The 16,447-nt window shown below is 41.0% G+C and carries 14 protein-coding genes; 5 read left to right on the top strand and 9 right to left on the bottom strand.

The window, feature by feature from the left end; translation table 11 throughout:
• Nucleotides 1-9: 9 nt before the first annotated feature.
• The 4 genes from BUQ87_RS04015 to steA are packed head-to-tail and all read right to left on the bottom strand — an operon-like array spanning nucleotide 10 to nucleotide 3,590.
• Nucleotides 10-810, bottom strand: a complete 801-nt coding sequence (locus BUQ87_RS04015; protein WP_038268062.1) for an MraY family glycosyltransferase — start codon at nucleotides 808-810, stop codon at nucleotides 10-12.
• Nucleotides 811-837: 27 nt separating this feature from the next.
• Complete coding sequence (locus tag BUQ87_RS04010; protein WP_038268060.1) at nucleotides 838-1,512, bottom strand: glycosyltransferase family 2 protein; 675 nt, start codon at nucleotides 1,510-1,512, stop codon at nucleotides 838-840.
• Between the two features lie 44 nt (nucleotides 1,513-1,556).
• Nucleotides 1,557-2,426 carry a copper transporter gene (locus tag BUQ87_RS04005; RefSeq protein WP_038268058.1) on the bottom strand — a complete coding sequence of 290 codons (870 nt, stop codon included), beginning with the start codon at nucleotides 2,424-2,426 and terminating at the stop codon, nucleotides 1,557-1,559.
• Nucleotides 2,427-2,477: 51 nt separating this feature from the next.
• Entirely contained in the window at nucleotides 2,478-3,590 is a 1,113-nt protein-coding gene (gene steA / locus BUQ87_RS04000) for a putative cytokinetic ring protein SteA (protein WP_038268056.1), read from the bottom strand.
• Between the two features lie 789 nt (nucleotides 3,591-4,379).
• Between steA and ortA the strand changes: the two genes are divergently transcribed.
• From ortA to BUQ87_RS03985, 3 genes are read left to right on the top strand one after another with little or no spacing between them, the layout of a single operon-like run.
• Nucleotides 4,380-4,691, top strand: a complete 312-nt coding sequence (gene ortA / locus BUQ87_RS03995; protein WP_038268054.1) for a 2-amino-4-oxopentanoate thiolase subunit OrtA — start codon at nucleotides 4,380-4,382, stop codon at nucleotides 4,689-4,691.
• Nucleotides 4,678-6,084 carry a 2-amino-4-oxopentanoate thiolase subunit OrtB gene (gene ortB, locus BUQ87_RS03990; protein ID WP_038268052.1) on the top strand — a complete coding sequence of 469 codons (1,407 nt, stop codon included), beginning with the start codon at nucleotides 4,678-4,680 and terminating at the stop codon, nucleotides 6,082-6,084. Before ortA ends, ortB begins: the two co-directional genes overlap by 14 nt.
• 19 nt (nucleotides 6,085-6,103) lie before the next feature.
• A complete protein-coding gene (locus BUQ87_RS03985; RefSeq protein WP_038268050.1) occupies nucleotides 6,104-7,543 on the top strand; it encodes a Na+/H+ antiporter NhaC family protein in 1,440 nt (479 codons plus the stop codon).
• 67 nt (nucleotides 7,544-7,610) lie between these two features.
• Here BUQ87_RS03985 and BUQ87_RS03980 read toward each other — a convergent pair whose 3' ends face one another.
• The 3 genes from BUQ87_RS03980 to BUQ87_RS03970 all read right to left on the bottom strand — a co-directional run bounded on the left by BUQ87_RS03980 (nucleotide 7,611) and on the right by BUQ87_RS03970 (nucleotide 11,280).
• The gene (locus BUQ87_RS03980; protein WP_242943769.1) at nucleotides 7,611-8,993 is read right to left on the bottom strand and encodes a sigma-54-dependent transcriptional regulator; all 1,383 of its coding nucleotides are present in this window, start codon (nucleotides 8,991-8,993) and stop codon (nucleotides 7,611-7,613) included.
• A gap of 74 nt (nucleotides 8,994-9,067) precedes the next feature.
• Entirely contained in the window at nucleotides 9,068-10,621 is a 1,554-nt protein-coding gene (locus BUQ87_RS03975) for a transporter substrate-binding domain-containing protein (RefSeq protein ID WP_159434261.1), read from the bottom strand.
• A gap of 323 nt (nucleotides 10,622-10,944) precedes the next feature.
• Nucleotides 10,945-11,280, bottom strand: a complete 336-nt coding sequence (locus BUQ87_RS03970) for a hypothetical protein (RefSeq protein WP_038268043.1) — start codon at nucleotides 11,278-11,280, stop codon at nucleotides 10,945-10,947.
• A 336-nt stretch (nucleotides 11,281-11,616) separates the two neighbouring features.
• On the opposite strand from BUQ87_RS03970, the gene BUQ87_RS15390 reads away from it, so the two are divergent.
• A complete protein-coding gene (locus tag BUQ87_RS15390; protein WP_200774437.1) occupies nucleotides 11,617-11,781 on the top strand; it encodes a PPC domain-containing DNA-binding protein in 165 nt (54 codons plus the stop codon).
• Complete coding sequence (locus tag BUQ87_RS15810) at nucleotides 11,717-11,893, top strand: PCC domain-containing protein (RefSeq protein ID WP_408635096.1); 177 nt, start codon at nucleotides 11,717-11,719, stop codon at nucleotides 11,891-11,893. The genes BUQ87_RS15390 and BUQ87_RS15810 overlap by 65 nt, the downstream gene beginning before the upstream one ends.
• 118 nt (nucleotides 11,894-12,011) lie before the next feature.
• On the opposite strand, the gene BUQ87_RS03965 is transcribed toward BUQ87_RS15810, so the two are convergent.
• Both BUQ87_RS03965 and carB read right to left on the bottom strand, forming a co-directional pair.
• Entirely contained in the window at nucleotides 12,012-12,848 is an 837-nt protein-coding gene (locus BUQ87_RS03965; RefSeq protein ID WP_038268040.1) for a radical SAM protein, read from the bottom strand.
• 403 nt (nucleotides 12,849-13,251) lie between these two features.
• Nucleotides 13,252-16,446: a carbamoyl-phosphate synthase (glutamine-hydrolyzing) large subunit gene (carB, locus tag BUQ87_RS03960; RefSeq protein ID WP_038268392.1), complete on the bottom strand. Its 3,195-nt coding sequence runs from the start codon at nucleotides 16,444-16,446 to the stop codon at nucleotides 13,252-13,254.
• Between the last annotated feature and the right edge of the window lies 1 nt (nucleotide 16,447).

Genomic DNA, 16,447 nt, shown 5'->3' with positions numbered 1-16,447 from the left:
TTTTTTCTCCTATCGTCCTATCTTGTCTACATAGTCGAGAAGCCTGTTTCCTTCTATCATCTTTGTTATAGAATATTTTTCAGCAATCAGGTGGACAAGCACCAAAAATATCAAAGCTCCCATTTTAGCGCCCCCACCAAGCCCTAAAGCCACTAGCATTCCTATTGAAACTCCAAGCACATTTGAGCCTGCATCTCCCATCATGGCCCTGGCCTTTATGTCCTCTGGAAAATAGCCCATCACAGATGAAATGCTTCCAACCGCCAAAAGCCTTATGTCATTAGGTATGAATGGAAAAACTGCGGCGCAAGATGTAAAATACACCTTTATGGCCCTTCCCGGCCTTAAATCCATCAGGTTGAAAAAATTGGTGAAAAGCGCTATCAAAAGCGTGTTTATTATCATATCCAAAACGCCTGTGGATATGGGTATTGACGCAAAAAGAGCAACAAGCCCCCCAAACAAGGCCTTGAAAGCTCCAGTCGTAAGCTTGCCCTTGAAAAGGGCCTTGAAATGCCCCTTGAATCCGCTTGAACTCCTGTTTCCCATGGTGTCGTCAATTATGCCCGCAAAGCTCATGGCCATTACCGCAAACATGTATGTGCCTACAAATTCATACTTTTCAAAGTAAAGTATAATAGCGCAGTTTACAAGCATGAGCGGCAAGAATGACATTCCCATGCTCACCGGTATCGGGTCTTCCTTGTAATTCTTCCTTACCATTCCCGATTCACATATCATATCCTTGAAATAAGGGGTTAAAATTCTTGTTCCTGCAAAACCCGCAAGTATCAGTACAAAATACAGCAATTAATTTACCTCCAATCTGCTCACAGGCTATTTCCCCATTGCCTTTTTTAAAAGTATAAGCAGTATGTGGTAGAACTGCCTTCCCCTGTGCTTGAATCCCGAGATGTTTCTTCCCGTTTCATTGTGGGTCATATGAACCGGCACTTCTTGTATGGTGTATCCGGATCTTAGTATGTCTATTGTCATTCCAACTTCCACTCCGTACCCTGCAGGCACCTCGCCAAGCCTTTCTATGACTTCTCTTTTAAACGCCCTTTGTCCCGAAAGGCTTGAATTTATTTCCCTGCCGGTGAAAAGCCTCACTCCACCTCTGGCAAGCCTTTTCACAAGTCCGAATCCTCCCTTTTTCTTTGCTGGAGGAAATGCCGCTATTGTGACGTCGCACTCGCCTTTTAATATTGGATTTATGAGCTTTTTTATCTCCGATGAGGATTCGCATACATCCGCATCCAAAAATACTATTATATCCGCTTCATTCATGTGGCCAAGCCCAAAATTCATGGCATATCCCTTGCCCATGTTTTTTTCCAGCTTGAATGCCCTTACCTTTTTTATTCCCTGCGCCTGGCTGTATGTTTCATCCAATGATCCATCATCCACCACTACTATATCGTCTATCTCTTCAATGTCAATTATTCCCATCAACGTCTTTCTTATTCTTGATTCTTCATTATATGCTGGTATAAGTACGCTAGTTTTCATAAATGCCGTTACAAAAGTAACTGTTCACTCTCCCTTTGCCTGTATTAATCTATTTTCTTTGGCATAAGCTCTTCAGCTGTTTCTTTTTCACCAAAATGCCCGTTTTTGCCGCCCAAGGCCATTACAAGCGATATTTTCCCCGTTATGCTGTCCACATTGTCTATAGTTGAAGTCTTTGACTTCTTGTAGTAAGACACATATGAAAATTCAACATTTTTCTTTTCAATTTCAACTGCATTTATGTTCTTCTGGTTGAAATATCTCGTTATATTTCCGTCAAAAAGGTCCATTTTGGCCTTGTTCTCATCCATGCTTCCCGCTGCAATAACCACAGAGTCCACAGCGTCAAATCCGCCCTCTTTGTAAAGCGTGAATTTTACATATCCCTTTTCAGACAGTGCATTTGCAAACTCAAAATTCTTGTCTTCCATTATAGTCTTTAAAATGTATTCCACCAGTGCATCCTTGCTTTCAAACCCAGTTCCCATTTCCTGGTTAAATGCATTCATGTCCAGTTCTTCTGCAAGGGTGTCCTTGAGCAATAGTTCAAACGCCACCTCGCCCGAGGCCTTCTTTATAAACTCCGCAACATTCGGATAGAAATAGTCCTCTGTTGTATAAACCATTCCTATGGTCTTCCCCTCAAGTTCATTTTCTATTATGGAGCTGCTGCTGTTTTCGACATAGTTGTTGAGCTGTTCCCTGTTTTTTTCAAATGTCTGGACTGCTATTTCAAGTTCTTCCTTTTGGGATTTGACCTCTACCAGCCTCTCTTCAAGCTTTTGAATTATCTGTGTCTGCTGCTCGCTGAAAAACATCTCCCCGTCAAGGTTGAATCCTATGAGTATTCCTATTCCCAGTGCTATGAATATCGCACTTATCGTAACCACATAATACTTCATGTTTATATGCATTTTTATTCCCCTTTTCAATTGTGTTATTAAATTCAGTCCTACAAATCAATGCTATAGAAACTTTAGCCTCAGCTCTATCAGCCTCATTATCTGCTGTATCTGAGGAGATATAGACGCAACTATTAGTACGGGGAAGAGAGCCGCTATCATAAGCCCCAGTACGTATTTGATCTTCATTCGGCTTCTGTAAAGAAGGCTTACACCTTTTGCGTCTATAAGCTTTGCCCCTATTTTCATCCTCACAAGGAATGTACTCGACATCCCCTTTCTCCCCTTTTCCAGAAAGTCAATGATGTGAGTATGAGTTCCAAGCGCAACTATAAGCTCCGCACCGTTTTCATATGCTATGAGCATTGCTATGTCTTCGCTTGTCCCTATCGCAGGAAAGACAGTTGCCTTGAGTCCGAGTTCTTCTATACGCTTAAGACCCGGAGCCCTTCCATCAGGATATGCATGGACTATTATCTCCTTGCACTTCTTGAGGCTCTTGTCTGTGACGCTGTCCATATCCCCTACTATTATGTCGGGTGAGTACCCGTATTCCAAAAGGGCGTCGGCTCCGCCGTCCACTCCTATGAGTACAGGCTTTACCTCCTCTATATATGAAATTATGGTGCTCAGGTCCTCCTTGTAATTTTGACCTCTCACCACCACAAGCACGTGTCTTCCGTTTATATCCACATCAGTTTTTGGTATATTCATGTCGTCAAGTATGAAACTCTTTTCTCGCTGCGCATACTCTATTGTATTGTCTATGAAATTGTCAAGCTCTTGAGAGAGGTTAGCATGGCATACCTCCATAAGCTCCTCGACCCTCTTGCAGTCCAGTATATCCCCTTCTCCTATCAGCTTTCCATCAAGATATATCCTGCTGTCTTCTATTTCGAGCACGTCATCATCTTTTAAAAGTCCAAATATTTCGCTCCCTACATTGTCAATTATAAGAACTCCCTTTTCACAAAGCAAGTGAGGTCCCTTGTTCGGATATTTTCCGCTTATAGACAGATCTGCGTTTATTACGACCTTCACTTTCTTTTCAACAAGCGAATCCGCCGCAACCTCGTCTAAGTCCCTGTGGTTTATAACTGCTATTTCACCTGGACTTAAACGTTTTGCAAGGTTTTTAGTCTTCCTGTCTATTTTGATTGGAGCTTTAATTTTCATACAAACATACCCCTTTTACCCCTTAATAATTTTTATGTTAACTTAAACACGTCTAATTATAACATAAGTTCCTGTAAACCTCTTAAAATAATTTATGAAATTCCGGCCCACCAAACCATATGTCACAGGCATGCATAGGTATAAACGTCCGGACGTATTATGCTTTGGAGCTGCTATGTATTTTTATGTTGATCTAAATTTGTATAATCCCCCTATATTTCAATAGTTTATCAAAAAAGGCATATAAAGCAATGTTAAATTTCATTTCTTTATGCGCCTACAAAACTATCAAGTTTTTGTATTTTTTCAGAGAAAATAAGCCAATTTCTTGACATGATCAATTATTCTCTACATTTCACTTATGCAATTACCGCGATTGTTTAATAAGTTTGTACCTGGCTCCTTATTTTTGATTCGAAAATCCCAAATTCAAACGCAGACTTCAACAATACCGTGGCAACAAACAAATACGAATAGCCATGAAAAATAATTCCTGCTGGAAAAAATTTGCCTAGCTTGCCGGCAAATTTTTTCTTAATTTTGTTTACGAAAATACTTTTTCCTCAAAACGAATGAGGTGCACAAACATTCGTCTTGGAAACATCCGTATAAATATACGCATGAAAATCCCTTAAAATGAGCATTCTAAGAAAACCAATAAATAAAATCCTCAAAATTTCTGTTAAAAACGTCAATCTGGCATGAAAATTGCACTTGTATTTAGCAGAGTCAAAATTACAAACTCAAAGAAAACGCTATTAAATTTTTTGTTATTAAGAGGAGGATACAATGATCAAAAATGGTGAGTGGGTAATAATCCACAGGAATATTTTGAAGCCAGAAGAAAGGGCTCCACAAGTACCAGATGATACAAAAAAAGTGCCTCTGGAAATGTGGGTAAAAGGTTCTCTAAACGGTGATGCTGAAATTGGAGATGAAGTGGAAATCACTACACGAACAAAACGAATTGAAAGGGGAACACTGCTTGAAGTGAACCCTTATTACAAACATGATTTCGGAAGATTTGTGCCTGAACTGCTTAGGGTAAGCGAACAGGTGAGAGAGATTCTTTTTGGAGGTGAAGATAATGAAAATAGATAACGGCTATAGCGCAGTAATGGCAAGAAAAGCAGAAATCATGAAAGCTTCCGTTGGAATAGACTACAGTATATTTGAAAGTGGTTCAATTTCATTCGACTATGAAAAAATGATGAAAGAAACAGGATATACGCTTAGCGAAATGCAGAATATACAGTATTCAACAGCAGTGGGAAATACTCCGATACTCGAGCTTAAAAACCTCACTGCTCTTGCGAGGAAAATAGCACCTGAAGGTAAGGGCGCAAGAATATTCATAAAAGATGAAGCATCAAACCCATCAGGCTCATTTAAAGCAAGAAGAGCTGCAAATGCAGTCTATCATGCCAAAAAACTAGGCTACAAAGGTGTAATTGCAGCAACAAGCGGTAACTACGGGGCAGCAGTCGCATCTCAGGCTGCAATGGCCGGACTTAAATGCATAATAGTACAAGAGTGCTATGACTCAAACGGCATAGGGCAGCCTGAGATAGTAGAAAAAGCAAGGGCATGTGAGGCTCTTGGCTCAGAAGTTGTTCAGCTTTCAGTCGGACCAGAACTTTTCTACAAATTCCTTTTGCTTCTCGAAGAAACAGGGTACTTCAACGCTTCGCTATACACTCCATTTGGAATAGCCGGAGTTGAAACCCTCGGATATGAAATAGCTATGCAGTGCAGAGAAAAATACGGAAAAGATCCTGACGTAGTGGTATGTACGAATGCCGGCGGAGGAAATCTTACAGGAACAGCAAGAGGACTTATAAAAGCCGGAGCAAAATCGAAGGTGGTGGCGGCAAGTGTAAACCTAAAGGGTCTTCACATGGCATCAGACAAGCATTTCAACAAGAAATCATTCACAACAGGACACACCGGTTTTGGAATGCCTTTTACTACTTGGCCTGACAGGTCAGACGTCCCAAGATCAGCTGCAAGGCCTATGCGATATATGGATAGATATGTAACTATAAATCAGGGTGAGGTATTCTATATCACAGAATCTCTTGCAAGTCTTGAAGGAATTGAAAAGGGACCTGCAGGCAACACTGCCCTGGCAGCAGCATTTTCAATTGCACAGGAAATGGATAAAGACCAGATGGTACTTGTTCAGGAAACAGAATACACAGGAGCTGGAAAACATGTTCAGCCTCAGCTTTCATTCGCAAAGGAAAACGGCATCGAGGTGATATTTGGAAATCCTGCAGATGAAATTCCGGGCAAAAACATAGTGCTACCAGAGCACCCTTCCATGATAAAGGCAAAAGATCTTGATATGACAAAGCTTAGGAAATCACTCATAAAAAATTCTCTGGAATTTACAGGCAAAACGCCTACAATATGCGACATAGAGTTTCTGGCTGAAGAGACAAATACAGACATTGAATTTGTAGAAAATACACTGGCTGAACTTAAAAAATAATGCAGGGGGGATATAATATATGAAAAATAAAAGACTGGAGTTTTACGGAGGCGAATGGATGTCATTCATTCCCTTCATAGTGTTCATAACACTCATAGTTATAACAACCTTTCACTTCGCTTCAATATCGGATGGGGCGCTTTGGGTGCCTGCATTCATGGCTCTCATAGTAGCATTTTTCTTTGCAAAGGATAAAAGAAAATATGCAGACGTAATAATAGACGGAATGGCGAGCAGAGAAGCTGTAATACCGATTGTCTGCTGGATATTTGCAGGAGTTTTTTCAAGAATACTCCGTACATCAGGTCTTGCAGGCGGAATAGCGGGTCTTGCAGCAAGCATGGGCGTAAGCTCTACCGTGTTTCTTATAATATCATTTATAGCCTCTGCAGTATTTGCAACTGCTTCGGGAACCGGATTCGGGACTATAGCCGCGGGCATGGGCGTTATTTATCCTGCAGGGGTTGCTCTTGGGATTCATCCGGGACTTCTTGCAGGTGCTATAGTATCAGGAGCGGCATTTGGTGATAACCTTGCCCCTGTTTCAGATACAACCATATGTTCAGCAACATCTCAAGGTGTAGATGTGCCTGGGGTTGTAAAATCAAGGCTTAAATATGCTTTGACCGCAGGAATTCTAAGCATAATCGCATTTATTATACTTAGCTTTATTTATAAGGGAACTGCATCGGCGGCTTCAATTGTGGCATATGATAAAAAGACACTTGTTATGCTTGTCCCTGTGGCTATAACAATAGCAATAGCCATAAAAACCGGAGATATAATAATCGCAACAACAATAGGTATAGTCATTTCAGGCGCAACCGCAGTCGGCCTTGGACTTATGGACTTAGTGCAGATAGACCCTTCTGCAGATGTAGCAAAAGAGGCTCTTTTCAGAGTATCGGGAGAAGGTCTTGACAGAACGGTTGACGGCATAATTTACGTGGGAATAAATTCCATGCTTCAGGTATGTATATTGGCTCTTCTACTGTTTGGCTCAATTGCAATTATGAGAGCCGGCGAAGGAGACAAGAAACTTCTTTCAGTTCTTGGAAATGTTGCAAAAGGACCAGTTGGAGCCGAATTCACAATAACAGGCATGATAGTAGCGCTTTCAGCCATGATGGGATTGAATGCACCTGCCATACTGGCTGTAGGAGCATCATTTGCAAAACCTCTAAGCCAAAAATTCGGAATCAGCCCATACAGGGCAGCAAACCTTATGGACGCTACGTCATGCACTCTCGTTTATTCACTTCCATGGACCCCTGCAGTAATATACACAATAGGCTTTGCAAAGGACAGCGTTGCACCACTCACAGCTCTTAACGTCACACCATTTGTTGTATATGCATATATAATGATGGCAATAATGGTAACAAGCATTTTCCTTGGCATAGGAAGAAATGACGGCATTGGACAAAACAGTTCTGAAGCGGTCGCAAAAAGAGCATAGGATTCTAATCCAGAAATATAAATAAACTCAAAAAACAGTGCATACAATTGTATGCACTGTTTTTTTATCATTTCAATCCGAATTCCGTTATTTTATTGAACAGCTGCCTCCTACTCAGATTTATGAAATCCGCGGCCTTCGTAATATTTCCATCAAACTTTTCCATAACCTTCTCAAAATAATATCTTTCAAAATTCTTCTTTGCATCAGAGTAGGAAATAATATTGTCTCCCTCGAAAATAAAACTGTCTATGCTGCCGCAATCTTTTGAAAAGCTATTGTCTGATTTTATTTTTGAATCAAACGAGTCGCTATAGTCCATATTTAAAATTCCGCCCTTCGACGTCACTACAAGTCTTTCAATTATATTTTTAAGTTCCCTTATATTGCCAGGGTAATCATAGCCTTTTAAAAATTCCATAGTTGAGGGACTTATCGAAGATATGTTTTTTTTAGTGCTCTTGTTAAAGCAATTTAAAAAGAAAAAAATCAAATCCTCAATATCCTCCTTTCTTTTTCTCAGGGGCGGTATGTTTAATTCGATAGTATTAATCCTGTAGAAAAGATCTTCTCTGAAAAAGTCTTGGATCCCAGGCGTAATGCTCCTATTGGTTGCAGAAATCAATCTGAAATTTACAGATATGCTTTTATTGGAACCTATTCTCTCCACACTTCTGTTTTCGAGGACTCGAAGCATTTTTACCTGTGTGCTTTGAGAAAGTTCTCCTATTTCATCCATAAAAATTGTACCGCCGCTTGCCTCCTCAAAACGGCCAATGCGTTTTCCAAAGGCTCCCGTAAAAGCGCCCTTTTCGTGGCCAAAGAGCTCTGATTCGATAATATTATCCGAAAACGACTGGCAGTTTATTGCTACAAAAGGCATATCGGCTCGTGTGCTGTTTTCATGGATGAGTTTGGCAATAATTTCTTTTCCGACTCCCGATTCCCCAGTAATAAGAACATTTGAATCTGAGCAGGCTACAGTTTTTGCAAGTTCAATGACTCTGTTCATTTTAAGATTTTTGCTTGTACTTAGATAGGATTCGTCTCCGCTCTGCTTTTCATACATCGACAGCTTGTTTTTCATTTCAACAGAACGCCTTGCCTTTTCAATCTCTATTATCAACTCTTCAGGATTATGGCTTTTGATGAAAAAGCCGAAGGCTCCGTTTTTTATTGCAGAAATTGCAGTCTGGATATTGCCATAGCCTGTCACAAGTATAATCTCAAACGGCTTAAGTATTTCCGATTTTGCTTTAATCAAAAAGTCTATCCCATCAGTCCCTGGCATTATCACATCCGACAAAACAAGAGGAAAATACTCATTGTGCATTTTTTCAAGAGCGACATCTGCGCTTTCTGCAGTTTCAACAGTAAAATTCCTGCCTTCAAGCAGCATCTTGAACGTTTCCCTGTAGTCTATTTCATCATCAACAACCAATATTTTCATTTTGCTCATGCGATCACTTCCTTAAAAGCATTTTTTCAATTTCCGGTTATTTAATATGACATGAAAGCGGCTTTCTATTTTTCATGCGTAATCAGTTTTATTGGTATACTGACAAAGAAGGTTGTACCCTTGTCCAGTTCACTTTCAAGCCATATCTTGCCATTTAATTTGCTTATTTCACTGTAGACAATATAAAGCCCCAGTCCCGTTCCCTTATTTGGTCCCTTCGTGGTAAAAAACGGATTGAAAATCTGATCTGAATATTTTTTGTCCATGCCAATTCCATTATCTGAAAAATTTATCATTAGGGACGGCTCCTCTTTATTTATATATACTTCAACTGTTATTTTAGGAGAGTCATTCAAATTTCTAACATACTTGCCATTGGAATCGTACACACAAAGGGCGTCTACGGCATTTGAAAACAAATTTATAAGTATATGCTTCATGGCCTCCTGGTTTATGGGAACAATCGTATAGCTGTTACAGTTAAACTCCATCACTATGTTTCTCTTCGTAAGAATTTCTCTTTCAAGTGAAACAATATTTTCAATGAATGTTCTCATGTTCGTTCTTTCAGTTGTCTCTCCCGATATCTTCGAGAAATTCAAAAGGTTGTCAATTGTTTTGCTTGCTCTTTCCACCGCATTGTCAATGTATTCGAGAGATTTGACAGTAGGCTCGCAAGTGTCCAGGCTGCTTCTTATAATAAAACTTTGAGTTCTTATAATTCCAAGTGGGTTCCTTATTTCATGCGCAATTCCCGAAGCCAGTTCCCCAATTGCAGCCATCTTGTTCGCCTGAAGAGAAAGTCTTTCGTGAAACTTTTCTTTTTCGGCATAAGCAATTACCTGCTCTTTTAAAGAAGCGTTTATATAGAGCACCGCCATTGAGAGAATTAAAAATGGGATAGTTGCAAAAAAAGCGTATTTTGCAACAGAATTATTTTTTTCAGGACGGGTTATTGGCGCCGATATTCCAAACCACTTCTGCTGTATTTTCTCAAGCTGACGTTTGGAGTTTATCGAATCTATCCCCTTGTTTAGTATTGAAAGCAAAACAGGTTCATTTTTAGGAAGTGCAAATACAACTGTATTTTCATAGAGTGTGTTGTCCAGTATCCTGATATTCGGATTCTTCAGTGGGTCATGAAAATACAAGATTACAGGCTCGTCCCCTGCGACAGCATCTACACGTCCCTTACTCAAAAGCTCAAATGCAGACTCTATATCCTGCGTGTAGACAAGCTCCACATTTGGATAATTTTTGATCATATACGAGTTGAGATAGTCCCCTTTTTGAGTGGCAAGACGGATGTTTCGGGAAAATATTTCCCGTATACCTCCAGAATAGGAACTGTTGACGGCAACTGCCGCCCTTAGATTGTATATGGGCTTTGTAAAAATAAAATGCTGCGCCCTTTCTTCATTTGAAAACATGTCGCACATCTGGCTTTCACCGGATTTAAGGCTTTCGATGGCGTTTTCCCACGGGAGCGGCTTTGTGTCGATGTTTATGCCTAGTTCAAGCGAAAGCTGCGAAATATAGTCGATAACAACCCCCTTGTACTGCCCGTCCGACTTATCTACAAACCTGAGCGGGGGTGCATTCTGATCCGCCGCGTACAAGATTTTATCCGTATTCTTAAGATACTCGATTTCTGAGCTTGTAAACTTTATGTCATTATTTACTTTTGGAGTGTATATGTAAAAATAATAGAATGAAGAAAAAAACAGAATAATAATTGCAAATAAAATGAAAATGCTTTTTTTGCTTATCGTGAAATTTCTAGAATTATTTGCCATGTCATTTTTCATATGAACCTCTCAAGCGATTTGATATGGATAATATATACAATATAGATTATAGCATATTATTATCCGTCAAAACAGGAAGTGTAATTCGATGATATAGCTTTACAAATACACGGAGGTACATTATACCTTCGTCGCTAAGCTTCAACACCGTATTTAAATGAAACATATTCAATAATCCCCCCGTAAACAATCCCAGCCAAAAATCCCACGGCATCATCAAAACCTGTGGAACTGTAAAAGGCAAATGAAACAAGTAAACCAAGAAGCGCTCCCCTGCCAATTGCTTTTGGCATAACCTGAGTTCTTCCGGCTAAGCCTATAACCACTCCCATAAGCAGCCGATTGTACCAAAAAGCAAACAAATACAGGGCGTCTTTTTCAAACCCCGACCTTATCATTGCTCCCGCGATACAAAACATGCCCAGGATAGCACCTGAAGCAACACATATCCCCATTCTTTTAGTGAACATACTCTTTCTCACTCCCTCTCGTTTTTAAATCAAAATAGATACTACCCTGTGCAATATAAATTCATTTCATATATACCCAGTTAGAGCTTTATCATTGCTGTTTTACTGAGATATGACAATATCCACATTTCACAGCAGCGGATTCCAACTCACCTGTGCAACTTTAATAAGTCTGAAAATTCCGTTTTTTATAACTAAACGATTGCAAACGCATGCTATAATTAAACATATTGAATTATATGTAGCCACAAAACTAGTTGCAATAAACGCTCTATGCTTCAATCGCCTGTAGAGTTTTGCAACTGACTGATGCTGTTATAAGGGGAGGTTTTAAAATTGAAAGCTACTGAAGGAAAACTTGGCAGGGTCTTTGTGATCAGGCTTGAAGAGGGGGATATTCTACCAGACTGCATAGAAGAATTTGCAAGCGTTAAAAATGGTTCTACATATCCATGGCGCATTGGGAAGATCCGGAAATACCATTATGGGATGTCTGCGTAATGACGTTAAAGCATGGGTTTGTTGTGAAGTGATTTTACAGGAGATATTGAATGTCGATGCAAAGCGGCTGTTTGATGAAAAAACAGGTTTCACATTATTGAATCTAGGCTAACAAATCATTTTTGCATAGAACTTTTCCGACATATGCCAAAATAGCATAAAAGCATATGTCGGAAAAGTTCTATGCCTCCAATATGTTATGGATTGATGGATTCAGAACGGCCAGAAATTTAGGTTCTACTTACGCTTATCTGTCTTGTGACTTCATTTATTAATCTTTCCCTGTCCTGCGGCAATGTGCCTTTTATCTTTACTATATTTGTCGGATGCGTCGTGTCGAATATCGTCGCTTTTTGGGGTTCGAGGTTTTCTAAAAGTGTTATCACTTCCACTAACCGCTCTTTCCGGCTCGGAGGGACAAAATCTCCTCTTTTTACCATGTTTTTCAGCTCCGTCCCGTCAAAAACCGTCAGGTTCATTGTAATAACCCTGTTTGTTATGAACTGATTGATCATTTCAGCAGTTGCGACTGCGTTATCTACAGACTCTCCTTCACCAGCTATTCCATACATAACAATGGAATTAAATTGTAATTTTGCTTCGTTAAGTTTCTTTGCTTGTTTAATTGCTTCATTTGCCGTATGACCTTTATTCATAAGTTTTAATATATCATCTCTGCCTGTTTCAAAACCGATATAGAGCATTCTAAGCCCCGCATCATGAAGAACGGACAGTTCCTCAACTGAATATTTGGAAATGTTCTTTATGGACGCATATGATGCCACACATGCACAATAAGGCAAATACTGATGTATCATATCCAATAATCGCTTCATTTTGTCAAATCCTATTGACATGGGATCTGCGCCTGTCAAAAATACCTTTTCAGTATAAATGTACGCATTCAGCAATTGCATCTCCATATCCGAAAATGGAACTTCACCGTATTTATCGCATTTATACATAGAACAGAATGCGCATTTATTATACGAACATCCCAATGTTACCGGCAGTAAAAAAGTAGTCATTTCGTCCTGTGGATAATAAACTGTATTGTTTTCGTGCATAATCACAACCACTCCCTTCGCTCAAGGCAGAAAACATAATGAAAGATAGATTCACCTGCCCTTTTGTTTATATAGTTGCTGTTGTAATTATTATACCACTTTGTCTGACGCCACTAACTCATGGCCGAAGTCAGGATCAAGTTGCATTTCTTCAATGCGTGCCACATATGTAAACATATACACGCATAAAAGAATCCAGTTGGAATGGCTATGCCGATTTTATAGAGTTTTGCAATATTTCTCATCGAAATGCGCAGCTGAATTCGCTGGAATTTTGGACTGCCTGAGCGAAGCAAGTTTACAAAATTCCCGAATTCAATGCTCATGAGATGGTAGAAATACCAAAACGTAATATTATCGGCCGTTTATTCCACTGGATTCCCTTTATTGCTTTTTGTTTCTTCTATTTTCCCATATTCAAATATTCATTCATCGTCCTGTAGTCCACGCCTTCAGGACTTTTCGCTATGTCCATGGCATCCATGAAAAGCCTTGCGGTGTCAATCGACGTGAACATTGGAACCTTGTGCTCCGAAAGCTTCCTTCTGAGCTTGAATCCAAACGTCCCAAGCACATTCCCCTTTGTAGGTATGTTTATGGCAACGTCTATCTTTCCGTCAAACACGTTCTCAATCGCCTCTTCATTCGAAAGCACCTTGTGGTCTATCGAAACTTCTTTCAGCACCTCAGACGTTCCTTCCGAAGCGAATATCTCAAAACCTCTGCCTGAATATTCCCCTATCACCTGCAGAGCCTCTTCCTTGTGAATGTCCGCAACCGAAACATAAAGCCTCTTGCTCTTTGGCATCTTGAAGCCCGCCGCCACAAATCCTTTGTATGCCGCCTTTTTAAAGTCCTCGTCTATTCCAAGTATCTCGCCCGTGGACTTCATTTCAGGCCCCAGATACATGTCAACGTCCGAAAGCTTCTCGCCTGAGAACACAGGGAACTTTACAGCATAAAAATCTTTAGGCTTTACAAGGCCCTTCCCGTATCCAAACTCCTCTATTCCTCTGCCAAGCATTGCGCCCACGGCAATTTTGACCATAGGAATTCCTGTAACCTTGCTGAGTATAGGAACGGTACGCGAAGCCCTCGGGTTGACCTCTATAACGTATACATCTTTTCCGTCATAAGCATACTGTATGTTCAAAAGCCCCACTACGTTCATTTTTTTGACTATCTTTTCGGTGTAGGCTACAAGCTTTTCTATGACCTCATCTGAGACATCCAGGCAAGGATACACGCTTATGCTGTCTCCAGAGTGGACTCCAGTCTTTTCTATGTGCTGCATTATTCCCGGTATGAGTACGTTTTCGCCGTCGGCTATGGCGTCCAGCTCTATCTCCACGCCTTTTACGTACTTGTCGAGTATTATCGACTCGTCCGAAAGTGAAAGCGCCTCGTTCATATACCTTTCAAGAGAAGCGTCGTCGTATATCACCTGCATGGCCCTTCCGCCCGTTACATATGAAGGCCTCACTATCACAGGATATGATAGGCTGTTTGCAAGTTCCACGGCTCCCTTGACGCTCGAAACCATCCCGCCCGTAGGCACAGGTATTTCCAGCTCTTTTAGCATCTTGGCAAATTTGTTCCTGTCCTCCGCAAGATCCAGAGACTCGAATGAGGTTCCCAGAAGCTCAACCCCTCTTTGGTGGAGCTTTTTTGCAAGGTTTAAGGAAGTCTGTCCTCCCAGCTGAACTATAACGCCGTGAGGCTTTTCCTTTTCTATTATGTTCATTACATCGTCTATATATAGAGATTCAAAGTAAAGCTTGTCGGCAGTGTCAAAATCCGTGCTGACAGTTTCAGGGTTGTTGTTTACCATTATGGATTCGTATCCCGCATCGTTTATGGCCCATACCCCGTGGACGCAGCAATAGTCGAATTCTATTCCCTGTCCTATCCTTATAGGACCTGAGCCTATGACTATAATCTTATCCTTGCCTGATATGGTGTTGTCGTCTTCCTCTTCGTAGCATGAATAGTAGTAAGGCGTCTTGGCTTCAAATTCAGCGCTGCATGTATCAACCATTTTGTATACAGGCTTTATTCCAAAGCTGTCTCTCATATCCTGTATGGCCTCAAGGCTCATTCCGCTTAGCTCGCTTATCTCGCAGTCAGTAAAGCCCATCTCCTCGGCTGCATGTACAAGTTTTTCGTCCACGCTCTTGGATGAGAGTGCCTTTTCCATGTCTACTATGTTTTTCAGACCGTTTAAAAACCACGGGTCTATGGCGGTAAGCTCTTTAAGGTATTCTACGCCTTTTCCCCTTCTTATACTCTCCGCAAGAGCAAACGCCCTTTCGTCGTCGCAATTGAGTATTTTCTCCTCAAGCTCATTATCGTCCATTTCCATTATATAAGGTATTCTCATCCCTATATACTTGCCCTCGAGGCATGATATGCCCTTCAAAAATGCGCTCTCGAAAGTCCTTCCTATGGACATTACTTCCCCTGTGGCCTTCATCTGGGTTCCCAGAGTCCTCTTTGCGCTTTTGAACTTATCGAAAGGCCATTTTGGTATCTTCACTACCACATAGTCTAGCGCCGGCTCGAAAAATGCGCTTGAATCCTTTGTCACATAGTTTTTGAGCTCGTCAAGAGTGTATCCGATCGCAAGCTTTGCGCTTATCTTAGCTATAGGGTATCCAGCGGCCTTTGACGCAAGTGCCGAAGAACGAGAAACCCTAGGGTTGACCTCTATTACTATATAGTCCTGGCTTAGCGGATCAAGCGCGAACTGTATATTGCATCCACCTTCTATTTCAAGGCTTCTTATTATCTTTATGGCAGAGCTTCTGAGCATCTGGTACTCCTTGTCGGAAAGAGTCTGGCTAGGAGCTACGACTATGCTGTCCCCCGTATGCACTCCCACGGGATCGAAGTTTTCCATGTTGCATATTATTATGCAGTTGTCCTTCTTGTCCCTTATTACCTCGTATTCGACCTCTTTCCACCCTGCAACGCTCTGCTCCAGGAGAAGCTGCTTTATGGGGCTGTTTTCAAACCCCTTTTTGCATATCTCTACAAGCTCGCTCTCGCCCTTGGCTATTCCCCCGCCCGTGCCTCCCAGGGTGTATGCAGGCCTTACTATAACGGGATAGCCTATCTCTTTTGCAAAGTCTATGCACTCCTGAGTAGTTGTGGCTATTATGCTCTGCGGTATGGGCTCGTCTATTTCAATCATTAGCTTTTTGAACTCTTCCCTGTCCTCGGCCTTCTTTATGGCCATTTCGTTTATCCCGAGAAGCTCCACGCCGTACTTTTGAAGCACTCCGCTTTCCAGAAGCTCCATCGAAAGGTTGAGCGCCGTCTGACCTCCGAATCCCGCGAGTATTCCGTCAGGCATCTCCTTTTGTATTATCTTTTCTATGCTCTCTATTGTAAGCGGCTCTATATAAACGTTGTCCGCAATATTTTCGTCAGTCATTATTGTTGCCGGGTTGCTGTTTACGAGTACGGTCTTTATACCCTCTTCCTTTATGGCCTTGCAGGCCTGGGTTCCCGAATAATCGAATTCAGCAGCCTGCCCTATTATTATAGGCCCCGATCCTATTATAAGTACTTTTTTTATCGAGCTGTCTAGTGCCAAT

Source organism: Peptoclostridium litorale DSM 5388 (assembly GCF_900141635.1).
In the GTDB taxonomy this organism is placed as follows: domain Bacteria; phylum Bacillota; class Clostridia; order Peptostreptococcales; family Peptostreptococcaceae; genus Peptoclostridium; species Peptoclostridium litorale.
Note: the sequence above shows the minus strand (reverse complement) of the source record. Positions and strands in the feature narration are given on the sequence as shown.

Coding starts and splice junctions, on each gene's coding strand:
- BUQ87_RS03970 (WP_038268043.1), bottom strand. CDS start 11,280: ATGTTCACTAAAAGAATGGGGATATGTGTTGCTTCAGGTGCTATCCTG.
- BUQ87_RS04010 (WP_038268060.1), bottom strand. CDS start 1,512: ATGAAAACTAGCGTACTTATACCAGCATATAATGAAGAATCAAGAATA.
- BUQ87_RS03980 (WP_242943769.1), bottom strand. CDS start 8,993: ATGAAAATATTGGTTGTTGATGATGAAATAGACTACAGGGAAACGTTC.
- steA (WP_038268056.1), bottom strand. CDS start 3,590: ATGAAAATTAAAGCTCCAATCAAAATAGACAGGAAGACTAAAAACCTT.
- BUQ87_RS15810 (WP_408635096.1), top strand. CDS start 11,717: ATGGTTCTACATATCCATGGCGCATTGGGAAGATCCGGAAATACCATT.
- BUQ87_RS03985 (WP_038268050.1), top strand. CDS start 6,104: ATGAAAAATAAAAGACTGGAGTTTTACGGAGGCGAATGGATGTCATTC.
- BUQ87_RS04005 (WP_038268058.1), bottom strand. CDS start 2,426: ATGCATATAAACATGAAGTATTATGTGGTTACGATAAGTGCGATATTC.
- ortB (WP_038268052.1), top strand. CDS start 4,678: ATGAAAATAGATAACGGCTATAGCGCAGTAATGGCAAGAAAAGCAGAA.
- BUQ87_RS03965 (WP_038268040.1), bottom strand. CDS start 12,848: ATGCACGAAAACAATACAGTTTATTATCCACAGGACGAAATGACTACT.
- ortA (WP_038268054.1), top strand. CDS start 4,380: ATGATCAAAAATGGTGAGTGGGTAATAATCCACAGGAATATTTTGAAG.